21 protein-coding genes are annotated in these 23,651 nt (G+C 70.7%); 10 read left to right on the forward strand and 11 right to left on the reverse strand.

The annotated features are described in order from the left end of the window. Positions 1-141 precede the first annotated feature (141 nt). From AB4112_RS01180 to AB4112_RS01215, 8 genes are all read right to left on the reverse strand, one after another. Positions 142-1,344, reverse strand: a complete 1,203-nt coding sequence (locus AB4112_RS01180) for an ABC transporter substrate-binding protein (RefSeq protein ID WP_441716703.1) — start codon at positions 1,342-1,344, stop codon at positions 142-144. Between the two features lie 53 nt (positions 1,345-1,397). Further along, positions 1,398-1,982 carry an amino acid synthesis family protein gene (locus tag AB4112_RS01185; protein ID WP_441716705.1) on the reverse strand — a complete coding sequence of 195 codons (585 nt, stop codon included), beginning with the start codon at positions 1,980-1,982 and terminating at the stop codon, positions 1,398-1,400. Further along, on the reverse strand, positions 1,979-2,563 hold the full coding sequence (locus AB4112_RS01190; RefSeq protein WP_441716707.1) for an amino acid synthesis family protein: 585 nt from the start codon (positions 2,561-2,563) through the stop codon (positions 1,979-1,981). The genes AB4112_RS01185 and AB4112_RS01190 overlap by 4 nt, the downstream gene beginning before the upstream one ends. 3 nt (positions 2,564-2,566) lie before the next feature. Further along, positions 2,567-3,484 (reverse strand): UPF0280 family protein, encoded by a 918-nt coding sequence (locus AB4112_RS01195; RefSeq protein WP_441716709.1) that lies wholly within the window; start codon positions 3,482-3,484, stop codon positions 2,567-2,569. A gap of 8 nt (positions 3,485-3,492) precedes the next feature. Next, a complete protein-coding gene (locus AB4112_RS01200; protein ID WP_441716711.1) occupies positions 3,493-4,983 on the reverse strand; it encodes a 6-hydroxynicotinate reductase in 1,491 nt (496 codons plus the stop codon). A 279-nt stretch (positions 4,984-5,262) separates the two neighbouring features. After that, on the reverse strand, positions 5,263-7,605 hold the full coding sequence (locus AB4112_RS01205; RefSeq protein WP_309801432.1) for a penicillin acylase family protein: 2,343 nt from the start codon (positions 7,603-7,605) through the stop codon (positions 5,263-5,265). 20 nt (positions 7,606-7,625) lie between these two features. Continuing rightward, positions 7,626-8,744 (reverse strand): NADH:flavin oxidoreductase/NADH oxidase, encoded by a 1,119-nt coding sequence (locus AB4112_RS01210; protein ID WP_309801433.1) that lies wholly within the window; start codon positions 8,742-8,744, stop codon positions 7,626-7,628. A gap of 119 nt (positions 8,745-8,863) precedes the next feature. Continuing rightward, positions 8,864-9,541 carry a TetR/AcrR family transcriptional regulator gene (locus tag AB4112_RS01215; protein WP_309801434.1) on the reverse strand — a complete coding sequence of 226 codons (678 nt, stop codon included), beginning with the start codon at positions 9,539-9,541 and terminating at the stop codon, positions 8,864-8,866. A gap of 166 nt (positions 9,542-9,707) precedes the next feature. Here AB4112_RS01215 and AB4112_RS01220 point away from each other — a divergent pair, with 166 nt between their 5' ends. Next, positions 9,708-10,910 carry a multidrug effflux MFS transporter gene (locus AB4112_RS01220; protein WP_309801435.1) on the forward strand — a complete coding sequence of 401 codons (1,203 nt, stop codon included), beginning with the start codon at positions 9,708-9,710 and terminating at the stop codon, positions 10,908-10,910. A 47-nt stretch (positions 10,911-10,957) separates the two neighbouring features. On the opposite strand, the gene AB4112_RS01225 is transcribed toward AB4112_RS01220, so the two are convergent. After that, positions 10,958-11,698, reverse strand: coding sequence for an SDR family NAD(P)-dependent oxidoreductase (locus tag AB4112_RS01225; protein WP_309801436.1), 741 nt, complete (start codon positions 11,696-11,698; stop codon positions 10,958-10,960). A 103-nt stretch (positions 11,699-11,801) separates the two neighbouring features. On the opposite strand from AB4112_RS01225, the gene AB4112_RS01230 reads away from it, so the two are divergent. The 7 genes from AB4112_RS01230 to AB4112_RS01260 all read left to right on the forward strand — a co-directional run bounded on the left by AB4112_RS01230 (position 11,802) and on the right by AB4112_RS01260 (position 20,363). Continuing rightward, a complete protein-coding gene (locus tag AB4112_RS01230; protein ID WP_309801437.1) occupies positions 11,802-12,413 on the forward strand; it encodes a TetR/AcrR family transcriptional regulator in 612 nt (203 codons plus the stop codon). 186 nt (positions 12,414-12,599) lie between these two features. Continuing rightward, the gene (locus tag AB4112_RS01235; protein ID WP_309801438.1) at positions 12,600-13,160 is read left to right on the forward strand and encodes a winged helix DNA-binding protein; all 561 of its coding nucleotides are present in this window, start codon (positions 12,600-12,602) and stop codon (positions 13,158-13,160) included. Continuing rightward, positions 13,157-15,037, forward strand: a complete 1,881-nt coding sequence (locus AB4112_RS01240; RefSeq protein WP_309801439.1) for an ABC transporter ATP-binding protein — start codon at positions 13,157-13,159, stop codon at positions 15,035-15,037. The genes AB4112_RS01235 and AB4112_RS01240 overlap by 4 nt, the downstream gene beginning before the upstream one ends. Positions 15,038-15,072: 35 nt before the next feature. After that, positions 15,073-16,602, forward strand: coding sequence for an ABC transporter substrate-binding protein (locus tag AB4112_RS01245; RefSeq protein WP_441716715.1), 1,530 nt, complete (start codon positions 15,073-15,075; stop codon positions 16,600-16,602). Positions 16,603-16,837: 235 nt separating this feature from the next. Next, positions 16,838-17,767: an ABC transporter permease gene (locus AB4112_RS01250; protein WP_309801441.1), complete on the forward strand. Its 930-nt coding sequence runs from the start codon at positions 16,838-16,840 to the stop codon at positions 17,765-17,767. After that, positions 17,767-18,618 carry an ABC transporter permease gene (locus AB4112_RS01255; RefSeq protein WP_309801442.1) on the forward strand — a complete coding sequence of 284 codons (852 nt, stop codon included), beginning with the start codon at positions 17,767-17,769 and terminating at the stop codon, positions 18,616-18,618. The genes AB4112_RS01250 and AB4112_RS01255 overlap by 1 nt, the downstream gene beginning before the upstream one ends. 2 nt (positions 18,619-18,620) lie before the next feature. After that, entirely contained in the window at positions 18,621-20,363 is a 1,743-nt protein-coding gene (locus AB4112_RS01260; protein WP_441716716.1) for a M14 family zinc carboxypeptidase, read from the forward strand. 146 nt (positions 20,364-20,509) lie between these two features. Here the strand turns inward: AB4112_RS01260 and AB4112_RS01265 are convergent, their stop codons facing one another. Next, positions 20,510-21,274 carry an SDR family oxidoreductase gene (locus tag AB4112_RS01265; protein ID WP_441716718.1) on the reverse strand — a complete coding sequence of 255 codons (765 nt, stop codon included), beginning with the start codon at positions 21,272-21,274 and terminating at the stop codon, positions 20,510-20,512. A 244-nt stretch (positions 21,275-21,518) separates the two neighbouring features. Here AB4112_RS01265 and AB4112_RS01270 point away from each other — a divergent pair, with 244 nt between their 5' ends. Together AB4112_RS01270 and AB4112_RS01275 are read left to right on the forward strand one after the other, a co-directional pair. After that, positions 21,519-22,103 (forward strand): glutathione binding-like protein, encoded by a 585-nt coding sequence (locus AB4112_RS01270; protein ID WP_309801445.1) that lies wholly within the window; start codon positions 21,519-21,521, stop codon positions 22,101-22,103. A gap of 82 nt (positions 22,104-22,185) precedes the next feature. Then, positions 22,186-22,677 carry a hypothetical protein gene (locus tag AB4112_RS01275; RefSeq protein WP_309801446.1) on the forward strand — a complete coding sequence of 164 codons (492 nt, stop codon included), beginning with the start codon at positions 22,186-22,188 and terminating at the stop codon, positions 22,675-22,677. Between the two features lie 33 nt (positions 22,678-22,710). Here AB4112_RS01275 and AB4112_RS01280 read toward each other — a convergent pair whose 3' ends face one another. Beyond that, a complete protein-coding gene (locus AB4112_RS01280) occupies positions 22,711-23,574 on the reverse strand; it encodes an SDR family NAD(P)-dependent oxidoreductase (protein WP_309801447.1) in 864 nt (287 codons plus the stop codon). Positions 23,575-23,651: the final 77 nt, after the last annotated feature.

Consider the following 23,651-nt stretch of genomic DNA (forward strand, 5'->3'; position numbering starts at 1 on the left):
AGGGGGAGGGGGTTGCCGATGCGGGACTCCGGCGTTGCCGGTTTTAAATTGCTCTCGAGGTCGGACCATCCGAACGGTTCTCGCGGGCCCGAACCCCCTCCCCCTAGCCCCCTCCCGCGAGGGGAGGGGGGACAAGGAGGGCTATTCCGCTGGCCGCAGCTTGGCGACCTCGGCGTCGCTCGGCAGGTAGGCGGCGCCGTCGCGGTACTGGAAGTCGGTCATCACGCCCTTGCCGTCCTCGACCGCGGTCTTGCCGACGAAGGCGCCCAGGGTCGACTGGTGGTCGGATTTGCGGAAGGTGATCGGGCCGAACGGGCTGTCGAGGCCGATGCCCTCGGCCGCCGCGATCAGCTTGTCGGTGTCGGTCGACCCGGCCTTGGCCAGGATCGCCGCCGCCGCCTTCATCGTGGTGTAGCCGACGATCGAACCCAGGCGCGGATAGTCGTTGTACTTGGCCTGGTACGCCTTCAGGAACGCGTCATGCTCGGGGGTATGCAGCGCGTACCAGGGATAGCCGGTGACGATCCAGCCGGCCGGGGTCTCGTCCTTCAGCGGGTCGAGGTATTCCGGCTCGCCGGTCAGGAAGCTCACCACCGACCGGCCCTCGAACAGGCCGCGGGTGTTGCCCTCGCGCACGAACTTCACCAAATCGGCGCCGAAGGTGACGTTCAGGATGGCCTCGGGCTGGGCCGCGGCCAGGGCCTGGGTCACCGCGCCGGCGTCGATCTTGCCCTGCGGCGGCCACTGCTCGTTCACCCATTCGATGTCCGGGCGCTTGGCCGACAGCAGCTGCTTGAACACCGCCACGGCCGACTGGCCGTATTCGTAGTTCGGCGCCACCGTGGCCCAGCGCTTGGCCGGCAGCTTCGCCGCCTCTTCGGCCAGCATCGCCGCCTGCATGTAGTTCGACGGGCGCAGCCGGAAGGTGTAGCGGTTGCCGTTGGCCCAGGTGACGGCGTCGGTCAGCGGCTCGGCGGCCAGGAAGAACACCTTCTTCTGCTTGGCGAAATCCGACACGGCGAGGCCGATGTTGGAGAAGAAGGTGCCGGCCAGCATGGTGACGCCTTCGCTGGACACCAGCTCATTGGCGGCGGTCACGGCGTCGGCCGGCTTGCCGCCGTCGTCCTTGGAGACGACGACCAGCTTCTGCCCGTTCACCCCGCCGGCGGCGTTGATCTCCTCGATCGCCAGCTGCCAGCCCTTGCGGTAGGGCTCGGTGAAGGCCGGCAAAGCCGAATAGCTGTTGATCTCGCCGATCTTGATCTCCTGCGCCCCGGCGGCTGCCGGGGTGCCGAGGGCGGCGACCAGCGCCAGCGCCGCCGCCACGTGAAACCTTGCCTTCATCCCTGTCTCCTTCGTGTCCCGGTTGGGTGGGGCTGCCTTGTGGTTTGCCCGATTCAGCGCAGGCCGTCTTCGCCCTTGATCTCGCTCGTCTTCAGCCCGCCGACCCGGGGCAGGGGGCGGCCGCTGTCGGTCACCGCCACGGCGACCACGATCTCGCCGGCGCGCGGCGCATCGGCGATGCGCACCTCCATGCCGTCGAAATGGCTGCGGACATAGGCCGCGTCCTTGTGGCCCAGCGGGATGTCCAGCGCCACGCCGGGGCCGCCGCGCTTCTTCGAGGACGGGATCAGCGCCGCGCCCTTGCCCAGCACCTTGCGCACCGGGGTGCCCAGCTTCGGGTGCAGGATGGCGGCGGCGTGCTCCAGCTCGCCATTCTCGCCCACCGCCGCAGCCTTGCCGTAGCTCTCGGCGCGGGATCCCTCGATGCCCAGCGCCGCCACCGCCTTCGCGGCCAGCAACGCGCCCAGCTCCTCGCCGATCTCGAACAGCTCGGTCAGGTCGTCGACATAACGGCCGGCGAAGGGGTTCTCGATCACCGCCACCGCGGCGGCGCGGCGGGTCGGCGGGGTCACCGGCCGGCCCATCTCCGTCACGGTCTCCTCGACCACGGTGACGATCTTGCGGATCTTCGCGGTCATCGCAGCCCGTCCTCGCCCTTGATCTCGCTGGCCTTCAGCCCGCCGACGCGGGCGTGGACGCGGGCGCCGGTGGTCATCACCAGCACCAGCGCGATCTCGTCCGCCTTCGGCCCGTCGGGCACGCCGACCTCCATCGCGTCGAAATGGCTGCGGACATAGGAGGCGTCGATGTGGGTGACCGGCACGTCCAGCCGGGTGCCGGGGCCGCCGACCTTCTTGGCCGAGGCCACGATCGCCTTGGCGCCGCCCAGCGCCTCGCGCATGGCGTAGCCGCCAGGGACATGCCACAGCGCGCCGTGCTCCAGCTCGCCGGCGGCGCCGACGATGGCGCCCTTGCCGTAGCCCTGGATCGCCTTCGGGTCGCCGCCCAGCGCCTGGATCAGCTGCTGCGCCATGGCCAGGCCCAGCGGCTTCAGGTCGTCCATGAAGCCGGCGATCTCCTCGACATAGCGGCCGGCGAAGGGGTTGCGGATCACGGCGATGATCGCCCCCCGGCGCAGCGGCGTCGCGGCCGGCGGCCCGCCCTCGTGGAAGATCTCCTCGATGGTGACCAGGCGCTTGCGGATCTCGACCTCGGGCATGGATCAGGCTCTGTGCTGTGGATTTTGGGATTCCCGCTTTCGCGGGAATGACATCTGAGGGACGGGAAGCATATCCCCGCCCAACCCCACCGTCCGGGTCTCGCCGGCCAGGTGCAGGGCGGCGGCGCGGATCAGGCCGCGGGCGACCAGGTCCTCGGCCACGGCCGCGCCGGCCTCAAGGGCGGCGTCGATCTCGGCGGGGTGCAGCGGGCCGACGCCGCGGGTCACCGGGCGGTCGCCCAGGTCGCTGTCGGGCTGCAGGTCGCGGGCCGGCTGACGCAGGATGGCGGGATGGCCGGGCAGGTCGACGGCATTGGCGATCACCGTGGCCGCGGCATCGGCATCGGCGGCACCGACCGCCAGCACCGTCACCGCATCGGCGATGCCGAGCGAAAAGCTGCGGCCGCGCCAGCCGCTGGTGGCGATGCCGTGCAGCGCATCCTCGGCCGCCAGCGCCGTGGTGCCGAACAGGCCGGGCTTATCGGGCCGGTCGACCAGGCCGATGGTGAAGTGTTCGCCCGGCGCCAAGTGCAGGGCGATGTCGCCGCCATTGTTGACATAGGCGCGGTCCAGCGGTGCCGCCGCGACCATCGCCGCCAGCACGGCTTCGGCCACCGCACCGGCCACCGCGGCCATCGGGGTGATGAAGGTTTCGGCGGCGTAGGGGGCCACCGCGTCATGCATGCGGCGCGCGATCGGGCCCTGCAGCGGGGAGCGGCCGGGCCGGGCCGGCGCCCGCAGCGCCGGCAGCTCGTCGCACAGCTGGTCCAGCAGGCCGGTGAAGCGCCGCGCCGCCGCGGCGTAGGCGGCCTGCACCGCCGCTTCCGCCCCGGTCGCCTCGACGACCAGGTCGATCGGCCCGTCCTGCAGATGCAGGCGCCGCCCGTCGGACAGCAGCGCGATCTGCGGGATTCGGGCCATTGGCGGCCTCAGCCGTGCGACCGCTTCGCGCCCTGCGGCGCGAAGGGCCAGGGGTTGTCGCGATGGCCCGGCACCTGCCGTCGCGCCATGTCGACCCCGAGCGAGGAGATCGGGCGGACATGATCCATATGCCCCTCCAGCGCCTCATAGTCGGACAGGCGCAGGGTGAACTCGATCGGCGCCACCAGGGCCGGGGTGGGGACATAGCCGAAGGCGTTCTCCGGCACCCGGGTCACATCGACCATGAAGGTGATGCCGCCGCCCGGCCAGACATAGACCGGGGCGCCGCCGCAGGTGACATAGGTCAGCGCTTCCTTGACCGACCGGGTCAGCCGCACCGGGTTCTCGGTGACGCCGGACCGCAGCGACCCGCCGGCCCCACCCATGAACAGCACGGTGCACAGCGCCGGCTCGCAATTCTCCTCGATCCGCTCGATCGACTGCCGCAGCAGCGGCGGCAGCTCCTGCTGCACCGGCCGCAGCTCGTCGTCCAGCTTGTAATAGGCGAAATGCTCGCCGGTGGTGCTGACCATCAGCATGGTCAGGCCGGCCCGGGCCGTCTTGGGGTTGAACGGCCCCAGGATCGACAGCGGGTCGGAGATGTCGGTGCCGCCCCAGCCGGTGCCGGGCTGGGCCACCTGGAAATAGCGGCCGGGGGTGGAGCGCCGGCCCTTCATATTGATGCCGGTCTCGGCGATGCCCAGCAGCTTGCCGGCCTGGTGCTCCGACAGCACGCCGGTGATGTGGTCGTCGACCACCACCACCTCGTCGACCTTGCCCTGCCACTGCTTGGCGAACATGCCGATGGTGGCCGAGCCGCAGCCGACCCGCATCCGCTCTTCCGCCGCGCCGTTGACGATCGGCGGCCGGCCGGCCTGCACGATCACGGTGGCGCCGTCGTCGATGGTCAGCTCGACCGCGCGGCCGTTGCTCAGCTCCAGCAGCGTGTCGCAGGTGACGCGGCCTTCCTTCTTGCTGCCGCCGGTCAGGTGATGCACGCCGCCCAGCGACAGCATCTGCGACCCGTATTCGCCCGTGGTGACATGGCCGACCGGCTCGCCCTGCGCCCGCACCAAGCTGCGCTCCGGCCCCAGATGGCGGTCGGTGTCGATCTTCACCTTGACGCCGCAATAGCTGAAGATGCCCTCGGTCACCACGGTGACCATGTCGACGCCGTCGACCTCGGCCGAGACGATGAAGGGCGCCGGCTTGTAGTCGGGATAGGTGGTGCCGGCGCCGATCGCGGTGACGAAGGTTTCCGGCCCGCGCACCAGCTTGCCGTCCCAGTCGCTGGTGCGGGTGAACGGCACCACGCTGCCGCCCTGCGCCAGGGTGCGGTCCAGCACCACATGCGGGTCGACCCGGACCAGCGTGCCGTCATGGTTGGCATAGCGGTCGCAGGCCCCGGCGGCGCCGGGCTTGATGTAGCACATCACCGGGCAGGCATCGCAGCGGATGCGGCCGTCGGCAGTCTTGTCCGGGGCGGTCGGCTGGGACATGTCAGTCTCGATTCTGCTGTGCGGCCGCGGCGGCGCGCCCGGCGCCGAAGGGCGCGGCGCGGCTGGTCGCCCATGGTCCGCTGGGCCGGAGCTGCCCTGTCCGGAGATGCATGAAGGGATCTCCCTGGCCTGATCCTGTTCCGAAGAGCCCGTCGTTACCCGGCCGGCATTTCATTCGTATACAAACGATCTTCATCCGCTCAAGCGGACCTGTCAAGGCGGGAACGGCGTCCTATGGGGGAGGTCGGAATGTTGGGTTCGCGGAATCGCGAACCCAACCTACGGCTGCGGCACCAGCGCGATGCGGGTCTCGGCCGCGTCTTCCACGGCTGTGCGGCTGTACAGCAGCGGCACCTGCTCGCCGCGGGCCCACAGGGGCGCGAGGTCGCGGTAATGCGGCGAGCGCGGGTCGCCGGACTGGCCGGGGGTGTTGATGCAGGTGCTGCGGTCCCAGTCGCCGACATCCATGACAATGCGGACCGAGGCGCCGTTGGTGACCTGGAAGCTGTCCGGGCGATAGGCGGCGTGCATGACGGTGGAGGCGCCGCCGCCCTTGGCCAGCGGGCCGACATCCAGCTCGGCCTTCCGGTCCGGCGCCACGGTGCTGGCCGGATGCCCGAAATAGCCGTGATGCAGGTCGCCCCAGCGCCAGGCGGCGGGATCCGGCCCCAGCCGCCGCGCCGCATCCGCCCAGGCCGCGGCCAGGGTCTCCAGCAGCAGCGCGTCGCGCACCGCAGCGGGGTCGGCGCCGAAGCGCCCGTCCGGTTCCTCCAGCGCCGCCAGGATGCCGGCGACGTCGCCCGGCGCCAGCAGTTTGCGGATGGCGGGGTCGGGCACCACCAGGGCGAACAGCGCCGGCTTCAGGTGCTTGGTCCACCACAGCTCGAACAGAGCGGCGGCAGCGGAATCCGCCTCCAGCCGCGCGTCCCAGCCGCGCAGCAGGGCCAGGGCCGCGTCCCCCGACTCCAGCGGCGCCAGCAGCCGCAGCATCCGCCGCGCCGGCACCGACAGGGTGTCGGCCTGCAGGTCCTGCGCATCCGCCAGGCTGTGACGGTCCTGCCCGCCCAGCACCTCGCGGATGCGCACGGCGCGGCTGGCCTCCAGCCATTCGAAGCCGACCGGGCGCTGGTCATGCGGCCAGTCGGCCGGCAGGTTCAGCTCGTTGGCGGTGGCGACGAAGCCCTCGGGCGGGTCGATCCGCACCGGCATCAGCGCCGGGTCCATCATGCCGTCCCATTCATGGCTGCCGTCGCCCGGCACCGGCGCCAGGCCGTGCCAGTTCGGCCGCCGCGGCACATGGCCGGCCGGCAGCCAGGCGATGGTGCCCGAAATGTCGGCATAGACCTGGTTGACCGACGGCGTGCCCCAGCGCCGCATCGCCGCGCGGAAGCCGTCGATGTCCTGGGCGCGCATGCCGCTCAGGCTGGCGAGATAGGCGGCCGATCCGGGCTCGAACCACACCGACCGCACCGCCACGGCGCTGCGCCTGTTGGTATCGGCATGGACCACCGGCCCGTGCCGGGTGAAGCGCAGGGTCCGCGCCTGCTCCGCCGCACCCTTGACGGCAAAGCGTTCCTCGACCGCCCGCATCCGCTCCCAGCCCGCACCGTAGCGGTAGGAGTCGGGATCGTCCGGCCGGGTCTCGTAGAGATACACATCCTCCTGGTCGGCGCCGAAGATGGTCAGGCTGAAGGCGGCGGTGCCGTTGTGCCCCATCATGATGCCGGGCACGCAGGGTTCGCCGGCGCCGATCGCGTCGAAGCCCGGCGCGGTCAGGTGGACGAGGTAGCGCAGCGACGGCACGGCATGGGCACGGTGCGGGTCGGTGGCCAGCACCGGCCGGCCGGTGCTGGTGCGGCTGCCATGCACGGCCCAGTTGTTCGACCCGTCGGAGGATCCTTCCGCTTCGGGTGCCCGGAGCACCTCGCCCAGATCGGTGACCTCGCGCCACCGCCCGGCCTCATCCAGCGTCGCCGCCAGCCGTTCGGGCGGGAAGGTCACCGGCGCCATGGCCAGCCGGAACAGCTGCAGCGCGTCCGGCGGCACCGCCACGGGGTCGAAGCCGGGCACCGGCCCGACCGCCACCGGCGGCTCGATCGATTTGCGCAGCCGGTCGGTCGCGGCGTCGGCGCCGGCCAGCACATGGGCGCGGGCCAGCTCCGACAGCGCGTTGCGGGTCAGGCCGTGGCTGCGGATGCGGACGACATCCTCCGCCCGCCAGCGCGCCGGCTTTGTGCCGAAGATCCGGAACTCCTCCGGCAGCCGGTCCGGCTCGCGTTCGGTCAGGGCGACATAGGCGTTGATGCCGGCGGCGAAGCGGGTGCAGATCGCCTCCGCATCCTCGGCATAGGCGGCCCATTCCGCGACCATGTCGCCGCGGTAGAGGAAATGCCGGCAGGCGATGTCCTGGGCGAGGTAGCCGGGGCCGAAATCCGCCGCCAGCAGGCCCAGGCCGCGCTTGCGCCACAGGTCGATCTGCCACAGCCGGTCGCGGGCGGCGTTGAAGCCCTGCAGGAAGAACAGGTCGTCCAGGCTGGCCGCGGTCAGGTGCGGGATGCCCCAGCGGTCGACCAGGATTTCGGCCGGGGCGGCGAGGCCCGGGACGGTGATCGGATCAGTCATTCGTCCCGGGCTCCCCTCGACTACTCAGCGGCTTCCAGCAGCTTGCGGCCGGGCCAGGTGGCGGCTGCGGCCCGGCGGTACTGCGGCGGCAGGGTCAGCTCGGCGCCCAGCGCCTCGGCGGCATGCCAGCCCCAGCGCGGATCGTCCAGCACGGCGCGGGCCAGCGCTACCTGGTCGGCGTCGCCGCGGGCAATGATGTCCTCGGCCTGCTGCGCGTCGACGATCAGCCCGACCGCGCGGGTCACCAGGCCGCTCTTCTGCCGGATTTCGCGTGCGAACGGCACCTGGTAGCCGGGAGCGACCGGGATGCGGGCATGCGAGGCATTGCCGCCCGACGAGGCGCAGATGAAGTCGAAACCAAGGGCCTTCAACTCGACCGCCAGCACCGCGGCATCCCCGACCTCGAAGCCGCCCTCGACCCATTCCGAGGCGCTGACGCGGACGCCCAGAGCGATGCCTGCGGGGACCGCATCGCGAACCGCACGCGCCACCGCCAGCGGGAAGGCGCGTCGGCGTTCGGCATCGCCGCCCCAGCGATCATCACGCCGGTTCGACAGCGGCGACAGGAAGCTGTGCAGCAGATAGCCATGCGCCATGTGCAGCTCGATGGCGTCGAAGCCCAGCCGCACGGCGCGGCGGGCGGCGGCGACGAAGGCGGCGGTGACCCGCTCCAGCCCGGCCTCGTCCAGCGCCTCCGGCGTGTGCCAGCCTTCGCTGAAGGGCAGGGCGGAGGGGCCGACGGTCGGCCAGGGATCCTCGGCGGGGCCCAGGGCGCGGCCGCCCTCCCAGGGGCGCTGCGACGACGCCTTGCGCCCGGCATGGCCGAGCTGGATGCCGAAGCGGGTGCCGGGCAGGGCGACGCCGCGGGCGGCGGCCAGGCCGCGGGCGATGGCGCGTTCGTTGGCATCGGAATAGAGGCCGAGGCAGCCATGGGTGATGCGGCCCCGGCGCTCGACGCCGGTCGCCTCCAACACCACCAGCGCGGCGCCGGACATGGCGAGAGTCATCCAATGCTGCAGGTGCCAGTCGGTGGCGCTGCCGTCATCGGCGGAATACTGGCACATCGGCGCCACCACGATCCGGTTGGGCAGCGGCACCGGGCCGAGGGCGAGCGGGGAGAACAGCGCGGAGGCGGTCATGAGGGGCGCTCGATCGGTTGCGGACGGGATGCGGTGACCTTCGGCGGCGTCACCGGATGATATGTCAGATCTTTATGTCCGCACCTGTTACGGATGCAATGCAGGTCCGACCGGACCGCTCAGTTGGGCATTGCCTGCAAGGCCGGGCCCTGCGGGCCGAAGGCGCGCAGGAAGGTGCGCACGGCGTTGGCGACGCCGACGTCGATCTCGGCATCCGCCGGCTTGGTCCCGAGCATGTGGGAGATGTGGAAATCGGCATGGATCAGGGCCAGGAACTGGCGCGCCGCCAGGTCCGGGTCCTCGACCTGCAGGTGGCCGGCATGGGCCAGCTTGGCGAAGCGGGCGGCGAGCGCGGCCCAGGCGGTGCCCGGCCCGTGCTCGCGCCAGGCCGTGAACAGCGCCGGATAGCGCTCGCCTTCGCCCTGGATCAGCTTGCGCAATGCCGCGCCGTCGCGGTTGTACAGGCAGTCGCGCACCATCCGCCCGGCGAAGGCGGTCAGCTCCGCCCCGAGCTCCCGGGGCTGGTCGGGAAAGGTGGTGAGGGTGGCGAACAGGCCGGCGTTGCAGCGCTCGGTCATCTCCCGCACCACGGCGACGAACAGCGCTTCCTTGTCGCCGTGATGGTTGTAGACGGTCTGGCGCGACACTCCGGCCTCGGACGCGATCACGTCGATGCTGGCGCCGGTGAAGCCGTCGCGGCAGAACACCATGGCCGCCGCGTCCAGCACCGAATTGTGCTTGGCGTACTGGCCGCGCCGGGGGGACGCCGGCCGCTCGATGTCATCCGCGATCCGCATGTCCCCAAGATAGGGGGTCTTGACGAATTGGACAATACTGTCCAATCTTTTGGACAGAGAGTCGCAACGGCCGCTCGCAGAGGCGGCTTGCGCTCCCCATATGGTCATCCTCCCGCCCGGGAAGAAGCTCCCTCCGCCGGCAACCCGATTTCCGGAAGCGTCCGCCATGCCCTCCAAGTTGCTTCGCAACGCGATCGTCCTCGGCCTGCTGACGGCCATGGGCCCGTTCGCGATCGACATGTACCTGCCGGCGCTGCCCGAGATCGGGCGCAGCCTGTCGGCCGACACCAGCATGGTGCAGGCCAGCCTGATGGCGTTCTTCATCTCGCTCGGCGCCGGCCAGCTGATCTACGGGCCGCTGTCCGACATGCTCGGCCGCAAGCTGCCGCTGTATTTCGGCCTGGCCGTGTTCCTGGTTGGCAGCATCGGCTGCGCCTTCGCGCCGGACATCGACACGCTGATCGCCTTCCGCTTCCTGCAGGGCCTGGGCGCCTGCGCCGGCATGGTGATCCCGCGCGCCGTGGTGCGCGACCTGCACACCGGTACCGAGGCGGCGCGGCTGATGTCGCTGCTGATGCTGGTGTTCAGCGTGTCGCCGATCCTGGCGCCGCTGGCCGGCAGCTTCGTGATCGAAGCGGCGGGCTGGCGCGGCGTGTTCTGGGTGGTGACCGTGCTGGCGGCGCTCGGCATCCTGCTGATGGCGCTGTTCCTGGGCGAGACCCGGCCGCGCGAGCACCGGGTGGACAGCAGCATCGGCGGCGCGCTGTCGGCCTACGGCGCCCTGCTGACCGATTGGAAGTTCCTCGGCCTGACCTTCATCGGCGCCTTCGGCATCGCCAGCTTCTTCGCCTACCTCGCCAACTCCTCCTTCGTGCTGATCGAGCATTACGGCCTGTCGCCGCGGCTCTACAGCGTGTTCTTCTCGATCAACGCGGTGTCGTTCATCGGCGTGTCGCAGACCACCGGCTGGCTGGCCTCGCGCTTCGGCCTCGACCGCATCGTCCGGGTCGCGGTCAGCGGCTATGCCTTCGCCATGGCGGTGCTGCTGATCGTCACCCTTGCCGGGGTCGACCGGCTGGACGTGCTGGCCGCGCTGCTGTTCGTCGGCTACGGCTTCCTCGGCCTGGTGATCCCGACCACCGCGGTGCTGTCGATGGAGGAGCACGGCGCCATCGCCGGCACCGCCTCGGCCCTGATGGGCACGCTGCAATTCGTCACCGGCGCCCTGGTCATCGCCGCGGTCGGCCCGTTCTTCGACGGCACCTCGCTGCCGATGGTGGTGGGCATCGCCGGCTGCGCCGTCATCGCCTTCGTCCTGACCCAGATGACCCTGGGCCGGAGTCGCCCGGTCGAAGTCCCGGCGGAGTAACCGGCTTCTGCACCTGCGCCCCGGCTTCGAGCCGGGGCGCAGCCGCGTCAGGCGTTGGTGCCGCCGTCGACCGCGATCGACGCACCGGTGATCCAGCGCCCGCCCTCGCCGGCGAGATGGGCGACCATGGCGGCGATGTCGGACGACTCGCCGTAATGGCCCAGCGCGATGCCCTGGCGCTGGCTCTCGGCGCCGGGGCCGTCGGCCGGGTTCATGTCGGTGTCGGTCGGCCCCGGATGGATCACATTGGCGGTGATGCCACGCGGGCCCAGGTCGCGCGCCAGGCCGCGGGTCAGGCCGGTCACCGCCGCCTTGGTCATGATGTAGAGCGTCATGTTCGCCTCGCCGGCATAGTCGGCGAGGCAGGAGCCGATCGAGATGATCCGCCCGCCCTTGCCCAGGTGCCGCGCCGCCGCCTGCGACGCCAGGAAGACCGACCGGACATGGATCGCCAGGGTGCGGTCCAGCTCCGCCTCGCTGACCTCCTCGATCGGGCCATAGGGGAAGACGCCGGCATTGTTGACCAGGATGTCGATGCGGCCGAACTCCGCCACCGTCCGCTCCACCGCCGCCTGCACCGCCTTGCCGTCGCTGGCGTCGGCCGCGATCGCCAGGGCGCGCCGGCCCCCTGCCTCGATCCGCCCGGCCACGGCCTGCGCCTTGTCGGGCGAGGCGCTGTAGGTCAGCACCACATCGGCGCCGTCCTGGGCCAGCCGCTCCGCGATCGCGGCGCCCATGCCGCGGCTGCCGCCGGTGACCAGGGCGACCTTTCCGCCAAGTCCGGACATCGGGGATCTCCATTTATGTGTTGAATGATACATAAATCGATAACCCGCTTGCCGCCGGCTGTCCAGCCAATTATGTATTGGTTGACACAGAAAGGAACCGACGATGGCCGAACGGGGCCGTCCCCGCCGCTTCGATCGGACCGCCGCCCTGCGCCGGGCGATGGAGGTGTTCTGGGCGCGCGGCTATGAGGGCACGGCAATGACCGACCTGACCGCGGCGATGGGCATCGCTTCGCCCAGCCTCTACGCCGCCTTCGGGTGCAAGGAGGCGCTGTTCCGCGAGGCGCTCGAGCTGTACGAGGCCGGCGAGGGCGGGGTGGCGGCGCGGGCGCTGGAGACCGAGCCGACGGCGCGCCGGGCGGTCGAGGCGATGCTGCGCGACAACGCCACCGCCTACACGGCACCGGGCAAGCCGCCGGGCTGCATGATCGTGCTGGCCTCGGCCGTCGGCGTCCCGGCCAGCCCGGAGATCCGCGACTATCTCCAGGAATCCGGGCGGCAATCGGTGGTGCGGCTGAAGGCGCGGCTAGACCGCGGCATCGCCGAGGGCGACGTGCCGGCCGGGGCCGACACCCTGGCCGTCGCCAATTTCTACGCCACCGTGCTGAACGGCCTGACCATCCAGGCCCGCAACGGCGCCGATTGCCCGGCGCTGCACGCCGTGGTCGACAGCGCCATGGCCGGCTGGACCGCGCTGGTGACGCCGCGGGGGTAGGGGCGCGCGGCTTCTTTCAATCGCGATTGGGAGAAGGCGAAGCCGACGAAGCAATCCATGGCGCCGCCTGGCATGGATTGCTTCGCTGCGCTCGCAATGACGGAGATAGGACGCGCATCCCCGGTTGACAGCATATCGACATTATGTCGACAATTTGTATCTAACAAATCTCCGGACAGGGGCGGCATGGCGCGAAACGGAACGACGGGGCGTGGCCCCGCCGGCACTGCGGGCAAGCCGCGCGGCGTCGGCGCCGTCGTGTCCTCCGCCCATCTCGCCGCGGGTGCGTCCCCGGCGCTGTCCGAGCTGGAATTCGGGCTGATCCTGGCGTCCCACGCCTTCTCGCGCTGGCTGGTGCGCTGCATGGCGGCGGCCGGAGTGCCCGGCCTGTCCGCGATCGAGGTCATGATCCTGCATTCGGTGCGGCATCGCGACCGGGCCAAGACCCTGGCCGATCTCTGCCTCGTGCTCGACATCCAGGACACCCATGTCGCCACCTACGCCATCCGCAAGCTGGCGGCCGCCGGGCTGGTCGCCACCGGCCGCGCCGGCAAGGAGAAGCTGATCCGGATCACCGAGGCCGGCCGCGCCGCCTGCGACCGCTACGCCGAGATCCGCGAGCGGCTGCTGGTGAACGCGACCGTCTCGACCGGCCCGGCGGAGGAGCTGCTGTCGCAGATGGGAGCCCAGCTGCGCGCCCTGTCCGGCTATTACGAGCAGGCCGCGCGCGCGGCGACCACGCTGTGACCGGCCTGGCCGGGACCCTCGACGTGCCGCAGGCTAATGCTGGTGCCGACGGCGCCTTGTTGTCGGTGCGCGACCTCACCGTCAGCTTCGAGACCGGGCAGGGGCCGTTCACCGCGGTGCGGTCGCTCGGCTTCGACCTGGCGCCCGGCCGCACGCTGGCCATCGTCGGCGAATCGGGGTCGGGCAAGTCGGTGACCGCGCTGTCGATCATGCGGCTGGTCGAAAGCGTCAACGGCCGGATCGAAGGCGGGTCGATCCGGTTCCGGCCGGACGATGGCGTCCCGATCGACCTGGCGCGGGCCTCCGACGCCCGGCTGCGGCAGATCCGCGGCAACGACATCGCCATGATCTTCCAGGAGCCGATGACGTCGCTGAACCCGGTGTTCACCGTCGGCAACCAGATCGCCGAGGCGCTGATCCTGCACCAGGGCCTGAGCGTCCGCGAGGCGCGGCGGGCGGCGGAGGCGCTGCTGCGCCGGGTGCGGCTGCCGGACGCCGCGGCGATGCTGGACCGCTATCCGCACCAGCTGTCGGGCGGCATGCGCCAGCGGGTGATGATCGCCATGGCGCTGTGCTGCCGTCCGAAGCTGCTGATCGCCGACGAGCCGACCACGGCGCTGGATGTCACCATCCAGGCCCAGATCCTGACCCTGATCCGCGAGCTGCAGCAGGATCTCGGCATGTCCGTGCTGTTCATCACCCACGACATGGGGGTGGTGGCGGAGATGGCGGACGAGGTGCTGGTGATGTGGCAGGGGCGCAAGGTCGAGCAGGCCCCGGTGCGCGAGATCTTCCGGGCGCCGCAGCACCCCTACACCCGCGCCCTGCTGTCGGCGGTGCCGCGGCTGGGCAGCATGACCGGCGAAGCCCTGCCCCGGCGCGTGCCGCTGATCGTGATGGAGGGCGACGCCCCCCGCGGCGTCGGCGAGGCGCGGGTCCAGGACACCGCCGACTATGCGACGCCGCTGCTGTCGGTCGACCGGCTGTCGACCTGGTTCGATCTGAAGAAGAACCTGTTCGGCCGGCCCACCCATCGCTGCCACGCGGTGCAGCAGGTCAGCTTCGAGGTCTATCCCGGCGAGACGCTGGCGCTGGTCGGCGAATCCGGCAGCGGCAAGTCGACCATCGGCAAGACCCTGCAGCAGCTGGTGGCGCCGACCAGCGGGTCCATCCGCTTCGAAGGCCAGGACATCCTGGCGATGGGGGCGGCGGACCGGCGCCGGCTGCGCCAGAAGATCCAGTACGTGTTCCAGGACCCCTTCGCCGCGCTCGATCCGCGCAAACGGGTCGGGTTCTCGATCGCCGAGCCGATCGTCACCCATGGGCTGGCGACGGACCGCGCGGCGGTGACCCGGCGGGTGCACGAGCTGATGGAGCGGGTCGGGCTGCCGGCGGCGCGGGCCGGGCGCTACCCGCACGAGTTCTCCGGCGGCCAGCGCCAGCGCATCTGCATCGCCCGGGCGCTCGCCAGCGACCCCCGGCTGATCATCGCCGACGAATCGGTCTCGGCCCTCGACGTCTCGATCCAGGCCCAGATCGTCGACCTGCTGATGGAGCTGCAGGCGCAGCAGCGCCTGTCCTACCTGTTCATCACCCACGACATGGCGGTGGTGGAGAAGATCAGCCACCGCGTCGCAGTGCTGTATCTCGGCCAGATCGTCGAGATCGGGCCGCGCCGGGCGGTGTTCGAGACGCCGCGGCACCCCTACACCAAGCGGCTGCTGGCGGCGGTGCCGGTGGCCGACCCCGAACGGACGGCGCCGCGCGCGGTGCCGGAGGGCGAAATCCCCAGCTCGACCCGCGCGGTCGGCGACGAGCCGCCGGTCCTGCGGCTGCGGCCGGTCGGCCCGGACCATTTCGCGGCGATCGAAGCTTGAGCCGCAAACACAACAAGCAGACAGGGAAGGCGAACATGCGCAACGGATCCATCGGAAGACATGCCCTCGGATTGGCGCTCGCGGCGGCGCTGCTGCCGGCCGCGGCGTCCCAGGCCCAGGCGGCGGGAACGCTGACCGTCTCCCTGCGGCAGGACCCCGGCAGCTGGGACCCGATCGACACCTTCCTGGTGGCCTGGGGGTCGGTCGGCAGCCAGATCTTCGACGGGCTGGTGATGCGCGGGCCGGACCTCAAGCTGGTGCCCGGCCTGGCGACGAGCTGGGAGTTCCTGGACAATTCCAGCCGCATCCGCTTCCACCTACGCCAGGGCGTGACCTTCCAGAACGGCGAGGTCTTCGACGCGGCGGCGGTGAAGTTCACCTTCGACCGGCTGCTCGGGCCTGAGGGCGCCAAAGGGCCGCAGCAGTCGAACTACAACTCGATCGACCATGTCGCGGTGGTCGATGCCGCGACCGTCGACTTCGTGATGAAGCGGCCGGACCCGGTGCTGCTGACCAAGCTGGCCGGCTACGGCGCCATGATCGTGCCGCCGAAATACATCGCGGAGAACGGTGACGACGTCTTCAACGCCAGCCCGATCGGCACCGGCCCATTCAAGGTCGTGGCCTATGAGCCGAAGGTCAGCCTGACCCTGGAGGCCAACCCCGCCTACTGGGGCGGCGCGCCGAAGCTCGACAAGCTGGTCTATCGCTTCATCACCGAATCCTCGACCCAGATCGCCGAGCTGCAGGCCGGCCGCATCGACATCGCCATGCGGGTCGAGGTCTCGCAGGTGCCGGTGGTCGAGCAGGATGCGAAGCTGCGGATCGAAAGCGTGCCGGGCCCGACCGTCTTCGCCATGCGCTTCAACACCAAATCCGGCCCGACGGCGCAGGAGGCGGTGCGCAAGGCCATCATCATGGCGGTCGACCGCGACACCATCGTCAAGACCGTGCTGGCCGGCCAGGCCGAGCCGATCGTCAGCTTCCAGAGCCGGCTGTCCTTCGGCTATCCCCCGGACCTCAAGCCGCTGCCCTTCGACCCGGCGGGGGCCAAGGCGCTGCTGGCCCAGGCGGGGGTGCGGCCGGGCACGCCGCTGCAGCTGGACTTCCCGGGCAACAACGCCACCCAGCGCGAGGTGCTGCAGGCGGTGGCCGGCTACCTCCAGATCGTCGGCTTCAAGGCCACGCTGAAGCCGTACGAGGTCAACGTCTTCCTCAACGACATCGTGCCGGGCGGCAAGACCGGGGACCTGTTCCAGGAAGGCTGGGGCGGCTGGACCTTCGACTACGACAACACCGCCTACCTGATGTACCACACCGGCGAGAAGTGGAATCCCTACGACAGCATCCCGGAGCTCGACGCGATGCTGGAGGCGCAGCGCAAGACCTACGACCCGGCCGAGCGCGAGAAGACGCTGCAGCAGGTCGCGGGCTACGTCGCCGACAAGGCGATGGAGCTGCCGCTCTACAACCTCAACACCATCTACGGCGTCAACCGCCGGGTGCAGAACGTGCAGCTGCCCTCCGACGAGCGCCTGCGCTTCGTCGACGCGACCGTCGAATGACCGGCGGGGCCGTTATTTCTCTAGTCCCCCCTCCCCTTGCGGGAGGGGGGCAGGGGGAGGGGGTTGTCGATGACAAGCACCCAAGCCAACCAATCCCTGACCGATCGATCGGTCAATTCTTATCCCTCGCCGGTTTCGGCGACGCGAACCCCCTCCCCCTAACCCCCTCCCGCGAGGGGAGGGGGGACTCAGGTCCATCGGGCTGGCCCATCCCTTCTCACGAAGGCCGCCGTCCATGATCGTCTTCATCGCCCGGCGGGTGGCGCTCGCCGTCTTCGTCGTGCTGGTGGTCACCCTGCTGGTGTCCTGGGCGATCCGGCTGACCGGCGACCCCGCCATCATGCTGGCCCAGGGCGCCGGCAGCGTCACCGAGGAGGACCTGCAGCGCATCCGCATCGCCCTCGGCCTCGACCGGCCGTTCCTGGTGCAGTATCTCGGCTTCCTCAAGGGCCTGGTGACCGGCGATTTCGGCCGCAGCTTCCTCGGCGGCACGCCGGTGTCGCTGCTGGTCGGCCGGGCCCTGCCGGCGACGCTGCTGCTGGCCTTCGTCTCGCTGGCGGCCTCGATCCTGGTGTCGATCCCGCTCGGCATCCACGCCGCCGTGCACAGGGGCAAAGCGGTGGACCAGCTGATCCGGATCCTGTCGCTGGTCGGGCTGTCCTTCCCCAATTTCTGGCTGGCGATCATGATGGTGCTGGTGTTCTCCATCGGCCTCGGCTGGCTGCCGCCGAGCGGGATGGAGGACGCGTCCAGCCTGGTGATGCCGGCCGCGACCATGGCGGTGATCCTGACCGCGACCAATGTCCGGCTGGTGCGCACCGCGATGCTGGAGACGCTGTCGGCGCAGTACATCATGGTGGCCCGCAGCAAGGGCCTGCGCGAACGGGTGGTGCTGTACAAGCATGCGCTGCGCAACTGCGCCATCCCGCTGATCACCTATATCGGGCTGCAATTCGGCGGGCTGGTCGGCGGCATCGTGGTGGTCGAACAGGTCTTCGCCTGGCCCGGCATGGGGTCGCTGGCCTTCGACGCCATCGCCGCCCGCGACTATCCGGTGCTGCAGGCGGTGATCACCGTGCTGGCGATCCTGATCGTCGTGATCAATCTCGCGGTCGACATCGCCTACGGGCTGGTCGACCCGCGCATCCGCGCCGGGGTGTCGTGATGGCGGTGATCGAGGACCGCCGCCCCTGGTCGCGGCGGCTGCGCAACCTGGAGTTCATCCTCGGCGCCGCGCTGACCGGGGTGATGGTGCTGGCGGTGCTGTGCGCCGGCCTCTTGTTCCCCGACGGCGGCGAGGGCTTCGACCTGACCGCCCGCCTGCTGCCGCCGTTCCACAGCTGGGCCCATCCCCTGGGCACCGACCCGGTCGGCCGCGACGTGCTGGCCCGGGTGGTGACGGGCGGCGGCATCTCGCTGACCGTCGGCTTCCTCTCGGTGGCCGGCGCGGTGGTGATCGGCACCATCGTCGGCCTCGTCGCCGGCTACTACCGCGGCGTCTGGGACCTGATCCTGATGCGCTGCGCCGACGTCCAGCTGGCGCTGCCCTTCATCCTGATCGCCATCACCTTCATCGCCATCCTCGGCAGCGGCCTGGGCAACCTGATCTTCTTCATGGTGATCTCGCAATGGGTGCAGTACGCCCGGGTCGTCCGGGGCTCGGTGCTGTCGCTGCGCGACCGCGAATTCGTGCAGGCGGCGACGGCGATCGGCGTGCGCGACCACCGCATCATCCTCGACCACCTGCTGCCCAATGTGCTGGGGCCGATCGTCATTCTGATGACGCTGAACGTGGCCAACAACATCCTGCTGGAAAGCAGCCTGACCTTCCTCGGCCTCGGCGTCGACCCGCTGATCCCCAGCTGGGGCGGCATGCTGGCCGACGGCCGCACCTATCTGCAGACCGCCTGGTGGATCAGCGTGTTCCCCGGGCTCGCCATCATGCTCACCGTGCTGGGCCTCAACCTGCTGGGCGACTGGCTGCGCGACGTGCTCGACCCGACCGGAAAGATCTGACCATGACCGTCCTGCTCGACCGTGCCGTGCCGCGGAGCCTCGATGCCATCGTCCGCGATCTCTCCCAGGATCACCGCGGCGCCCTGGTCGAGGCTTGGCTGTTCGAGGGCGAGGCGGCGCGCCGCGAGGCCGAGACCGCCCTGGCCGCTGCCGGCGTCTCGGCCCGGCTGCGCAGCGCCTACAAGCCGCTGCTGCATGCCTTCCTGGAGGAGATCGACACCTCGGGCCTGGCGGCGGTGACCATCCGCCACCCGGTGCATCCCGCGGCCGCGCCCGACCGCTTCACGCTGGAGGCCTATCCGCTGGCGCCGCTGCTGGAGGGCGTCGACCTGCGCTTCGAGCCTGGCGATGCCGAGCTGTCCTACCGCGCGACGCTGTCCTACCGCGACGGCCGCACCTTGGAGACAGCGATCTTCGCGCCCAACCACCTGGCGATGGACCATCTCGACACCGCCACGCTGTCGCCGACCGGCTGGCTGCGCGTCACCGGCCGGCCCGGCGGCCTGCCGGACCTCGACCAGCGCATCGAGACCGAGGTCGAGGCGCTGTTCCGGGCGGTGGTCGACATGGTCCGGGCCCATCCCTGGGGGGCGCAGGAGCCCTATTTCGAGCGCCTGTCGATCGTGGTCGAGACGCCGGCGCTCGAACGCGAACTGCCCTTCCATGAGGAGGCGGTCAGCCTGCACGAGGCGCTGCACGAGGACCTCTACTTCTCGCTGCTCGAGCTGTTCCAGCGCCAGTCCGGCCGCCCGGTCGGCGACCGCGGCCTGCAGCCCGGCCAGATCGTGCCGGAGATCCGGGCGGCGGCCGGGGAGCCGCGGGTGCGGGTCGAGGCCGTGCCCTTCGGCGATCTCGCCGATGAGGCCGGGGCCTGGGCGCCGCAGCCGCTGGACGGCGCGGCGGCGCCGATCTCGATCGAGCAGGCGCATCGCGAGCTGGCGGCGCTGGGCGGCGAGCCGATCCTGGCCCGGTCGCGCCAGGGGCGGGCGGTGCCGGGGATCATCCGCCCGGGGTCCCGCCCGGCGGTGCTGGTCACCGGCGGCCAGCACGCCAACGAGACCACCGGCCCGGTCGGCGCCCTGCGCGCCGCGCAGCGGCTGCTGCAGGAACCGGCGGTACATCTGGCGCTGATCCCGCTGGAGAATCCCGACGGCTACGCCCTGCATGAACGGCTGTGCCGGGACAATCCGCGGCACATGCACCATGCCGCGCGCTACACCGCGATGGGCGACGATCTGGAGTACCGCACCGGCGAGGGGCTGTACGAGCGCGCGGCGCGGCAGGAGGCGGTGGAGCGGACGGGTGCGCAACTGCACGTCAACCTGCACGGCTATCCCGCACATGAATGGACCCGGCCCTTCACCGGCTACCTGCCGCGTGGCTTCGCGATGTGGACCATCCCGAAGGGCTTCTTCCTGATCCTGCGCCACCATCCGGACTGGGCGGAGCCGGGCATGGCGCTGATCCAGGCGGTGACCCGCCGGCTGGCGCGGATCGCGCCGCTCTTGGAGCTGAACCGGATGCAGCTGGCCGCCTACGGCGCCCATGCCGGGGCGGGGCCGTTCACCGTGGTCAACGGCATCCCCTGCATGATCGGGCCGGACGAGTGCAGCCGGGTGCCGTTGACCCTGATCACCGAATACCCCGACGAAACCATCTACGGCGACCGCTTCGCCCTCGGCCACACCGTGCAGATGGAGACGGTGCTGGCGGCGGTGGAGCACCATGCGGGGCTCATCGCCTGAGGCAAGTTGCATGGCCTCTCCCGCCCCCTCAATCGTCATTGCGAGGAGGCGAAGCCGACGAAGCAATCCATGGCGCCGCCTGGCATGGATTGCTTCGCTGCGCTCGCAATGACGATGGGGGAAGAGGCCGCGCCAGGAGGCAGGCCTCAGCTCCGGCTGATCGACACCCCGCCATCGACCAGCAGCGCCGTCCCGGTGGTGAAGCTGGAGGCGTCGGAGGCGAGGTACAGCACCGACCGCGCCATCTCCTCCGGGCTGGCGATGCGCTTCATCGGGTAGAGGCCCTTGATGAAGTCGCGCGCCTCCTGCGTGCCTGCGAAGACCTCGTACATCGGGGTCTCGGTCGCGCCCGGCAGCAGCGCGTTGACGCGGATGCCCTGGGCGCCGAATTCCACCGCCAGCGCCTGGGTCAGGCCGATCAGCCCGGACTTGCTGGCGGCATAGGCGGCCACGCCGGGAAAGCCCACGGTGTGGCCGACGAAGCTGGAGGTGAAGATCACCGACCCGCCGCCGCGCCGCAGCATCGCCGGGATCTGGTGGCGGACGGCCAGGAAGGCGCTGGTCAGGTTGGTCTCGACCGTCTCGCGCCATGCCTCCGGCGTCACCTCCGGGGTCGGCGCCATCGGCCCGACCATCCCGGCGTTGTTGAAGGCGATGTCGAGGCCGCCGAAGCGGGTCTCGGCCGTCTCCACCAGCCCCTGGGCGAAGCCTTCGTGGGTGACGTCCCCGGCCAGGGCGACCGCCTGGCCGCCGGCCGCGGCGATCTCCCCGACCAGGGTGTCAAGCGGTTCGCGGCGGCGGGCGCCGAGCACCAGGCTGGCGCCCTCGCGGGCGAACAGCAGCGCGGTGGCGCGCCCGATGCCGGAGCTGGCCCCGGCGATGATGGCGATCTTCCCGGCCAATGCGGTCATGTCGCGGTCCCTTCATGATACGATTCCATGCCGTCCTGCGGCATCGGTCGGGATGGAGACTGAAGGGGTTTCGCGGCGGCGGAACCTCGGTCCTTGCCGCGCAATCCGGGTCGGCAGGGCTGCTCCTTGGTAGTGAGCTTCCCTCCCAAGGGATGGTGTTCTGGCCTGCAACTGGTTGCAGATTGCTATCATCCGCCGGATTTGGCAGGATGGTCCCAACCAGACCCTGTGGAGGAGCGACGCCATGAAGCTGTACCTCACCCCAAACGCGTGCAGCCTTGCCGACCACATCGCGCTGCATGAGGCCGGCTTTGACTTCGACCGCATCCGCGTCGACATCCCGACCCGGCGGACCGAGAGCGGCGACGACTTCACCCAGATCAACCCCAAGGGCTATGTCCCGGCCCTGGTGCTCGACGACGGCGCGGTGCTGACCGAGAACGTGGCGATCCTGAGCTGGATCGCGGACCGTGCGCCGCAGCTGGCGCCGGGCGGCGAGCTGGGCCGCATCCGGCTGGTCGAGACCCTCGCCTTCATCGGCAGCGAGCTGCACAAGCTGCTGATCCGGTCGATCTTTCCGACCAGCGACGCCGAGAAGGCGGCAGTCGACGAGGTGATCGCGCTGCGGCTCGGCGTCATCGCCGGCCAGATGCAGGGCGACTACCTGTTCGGCGACCAGGCCGGCGTCGCCGACGCCTATCTCTACGTGATGCTGCGCTGGGCCGGGGCGCTGGGGCTGCCGGTGCCGGAGCCGCTGCCGGCCTTCGTCGAACGGATGGCGGCGCGGCCGGCGGTGCAGCAGGCGCTGCGCCATGAGGGCCTGGCCTGACCGGATCCGAAGCGCTTACGCCACACAAGGAGGACGCTGCGGTCCGTGCTACGCTGCCGCTGGAAATTTCAGCGAGGCGTGGATGAAATGGACCGGGCTCGTCTGCCTGGGCGTCGTGGCCCTGAGCCCCCTGGCCGGGTTCGCCCAGCCCTATGAGACGGCCGACGATGTCGGCGAGATCGTCAAGGACCCCGGGGGGCAATCCGTGACGCTGGCGATCAGCGGGCGCGACGGCGACAAGGATTCTGTCAGCTTCCGCTGCAGCTTGGCCGACCAGTCGGTCACCGTGGTGTTCGGCTTCGGTCGCAGCGACAGCGACGGCGACGACGTCGTGGCGCCCGTCGGATACCTCACCATCAACCAGAACCGCGAACGCATCACCCTGACCAAGGGTGATGCCCCCAACTCCGTCATCCTGCCCGCCCGGCAATCCGCGAAGCTGTTCGACTCGGCGAAGCTCGGCCGGCCCTTCCGGCTGGAGCGCTATGACGGGGCGGTCCAGGAATACCAGCTGGACGCCTTCGCCCAGGCCTTCGCCGATCTCGACACCCAGTGCAAGGGCCCGGCGAACTGATGGGTGGCGGCAGCCCTGCGGGGGCCGCCGGAGCTATGGCAGGTCGCCGCCGTCGACCCCCAGGACCTGCCCGTTGACATAGGATCCGCCGTCGCCGGCCAGGAACAGCACCACGGCGGCGACCTCCGCCGGCGTGCCGGTCCGCCGCATCGGGTAGGGGGCGACGAGCTGTTCCGTCGTCACCTTCCAGTCGCGCCGCACCCGCTCCAGCATCGGGCTTTCGATCGGCCCCGGGGCGATCGCGTTGATGCGGACGTCGCGGCCGTATTCCTGCGCCGCGGCGCGGGTCATGTGGATGACCGCGGCCTTCGAGGCGCCATAAGCGAGGATGTTGGGGAACGCATGGCGGCCGCCGATCGAGGCCATGTTGATCATCACCCCCTTCGCCCGCGCCAGATGCGGCAGCTCGTACTTCATCGACAGGAACACGCCGCGCAGATTGGTCGCGATCTGGTCGTCGAAGCCGTCGATGCCGGTGTCGGCGATCGGGGCCGGCGGCAGGTCGATGCCGGCATTGTTGAAGGCGATGTCGAGCCGGCCGTGGCGTTCGACCACCGCCGCGACGAAGCGCTCCATCTGGGCGGCGTCGCGCACGTCGGACCGGAGATAGACGACCTCTCCGCCGGCGGCGCGGGCGGCGGCTTCGACCTGCTGCCCCAGCGCCTCGCGGCGGCCGTTGAAGGCCACCGCAGCGCCGGCTGCGGCGAGGGCCGCCACAGTGGCCGCGCCGATGCCCGAGGTGCCGCCGGTGACGATCGCGACCTTGCCGGTGAGAGCGCCCGGGGCCTGCGCCCCCGCCGGCACCGCGGCAAGCCCGCCCGCCGCGGCCATCGCGCCGAGCAGCAATCCGCGACGGGGCAGGGGGGTGGCTTCGCCATGCGTGCTGGTGTCGGTCATGGTCGTCTCCCTTGTTGGAACATGACGAACATTACCGGGCGCAACTGCCTGCAAAAATTGGATGTGGCTTTCAGGAT

Source organism: Inquilinus sp. 2KB_23 (assembly GCF_052115705.1).
GTDB classification, from domain to species: Bacteria; Pseudomonadota; Alphaproteobacteria; order DSM-16000; family Inquilinaceae; genus Inquilinus; species Inquilinus ginsengisoli_A.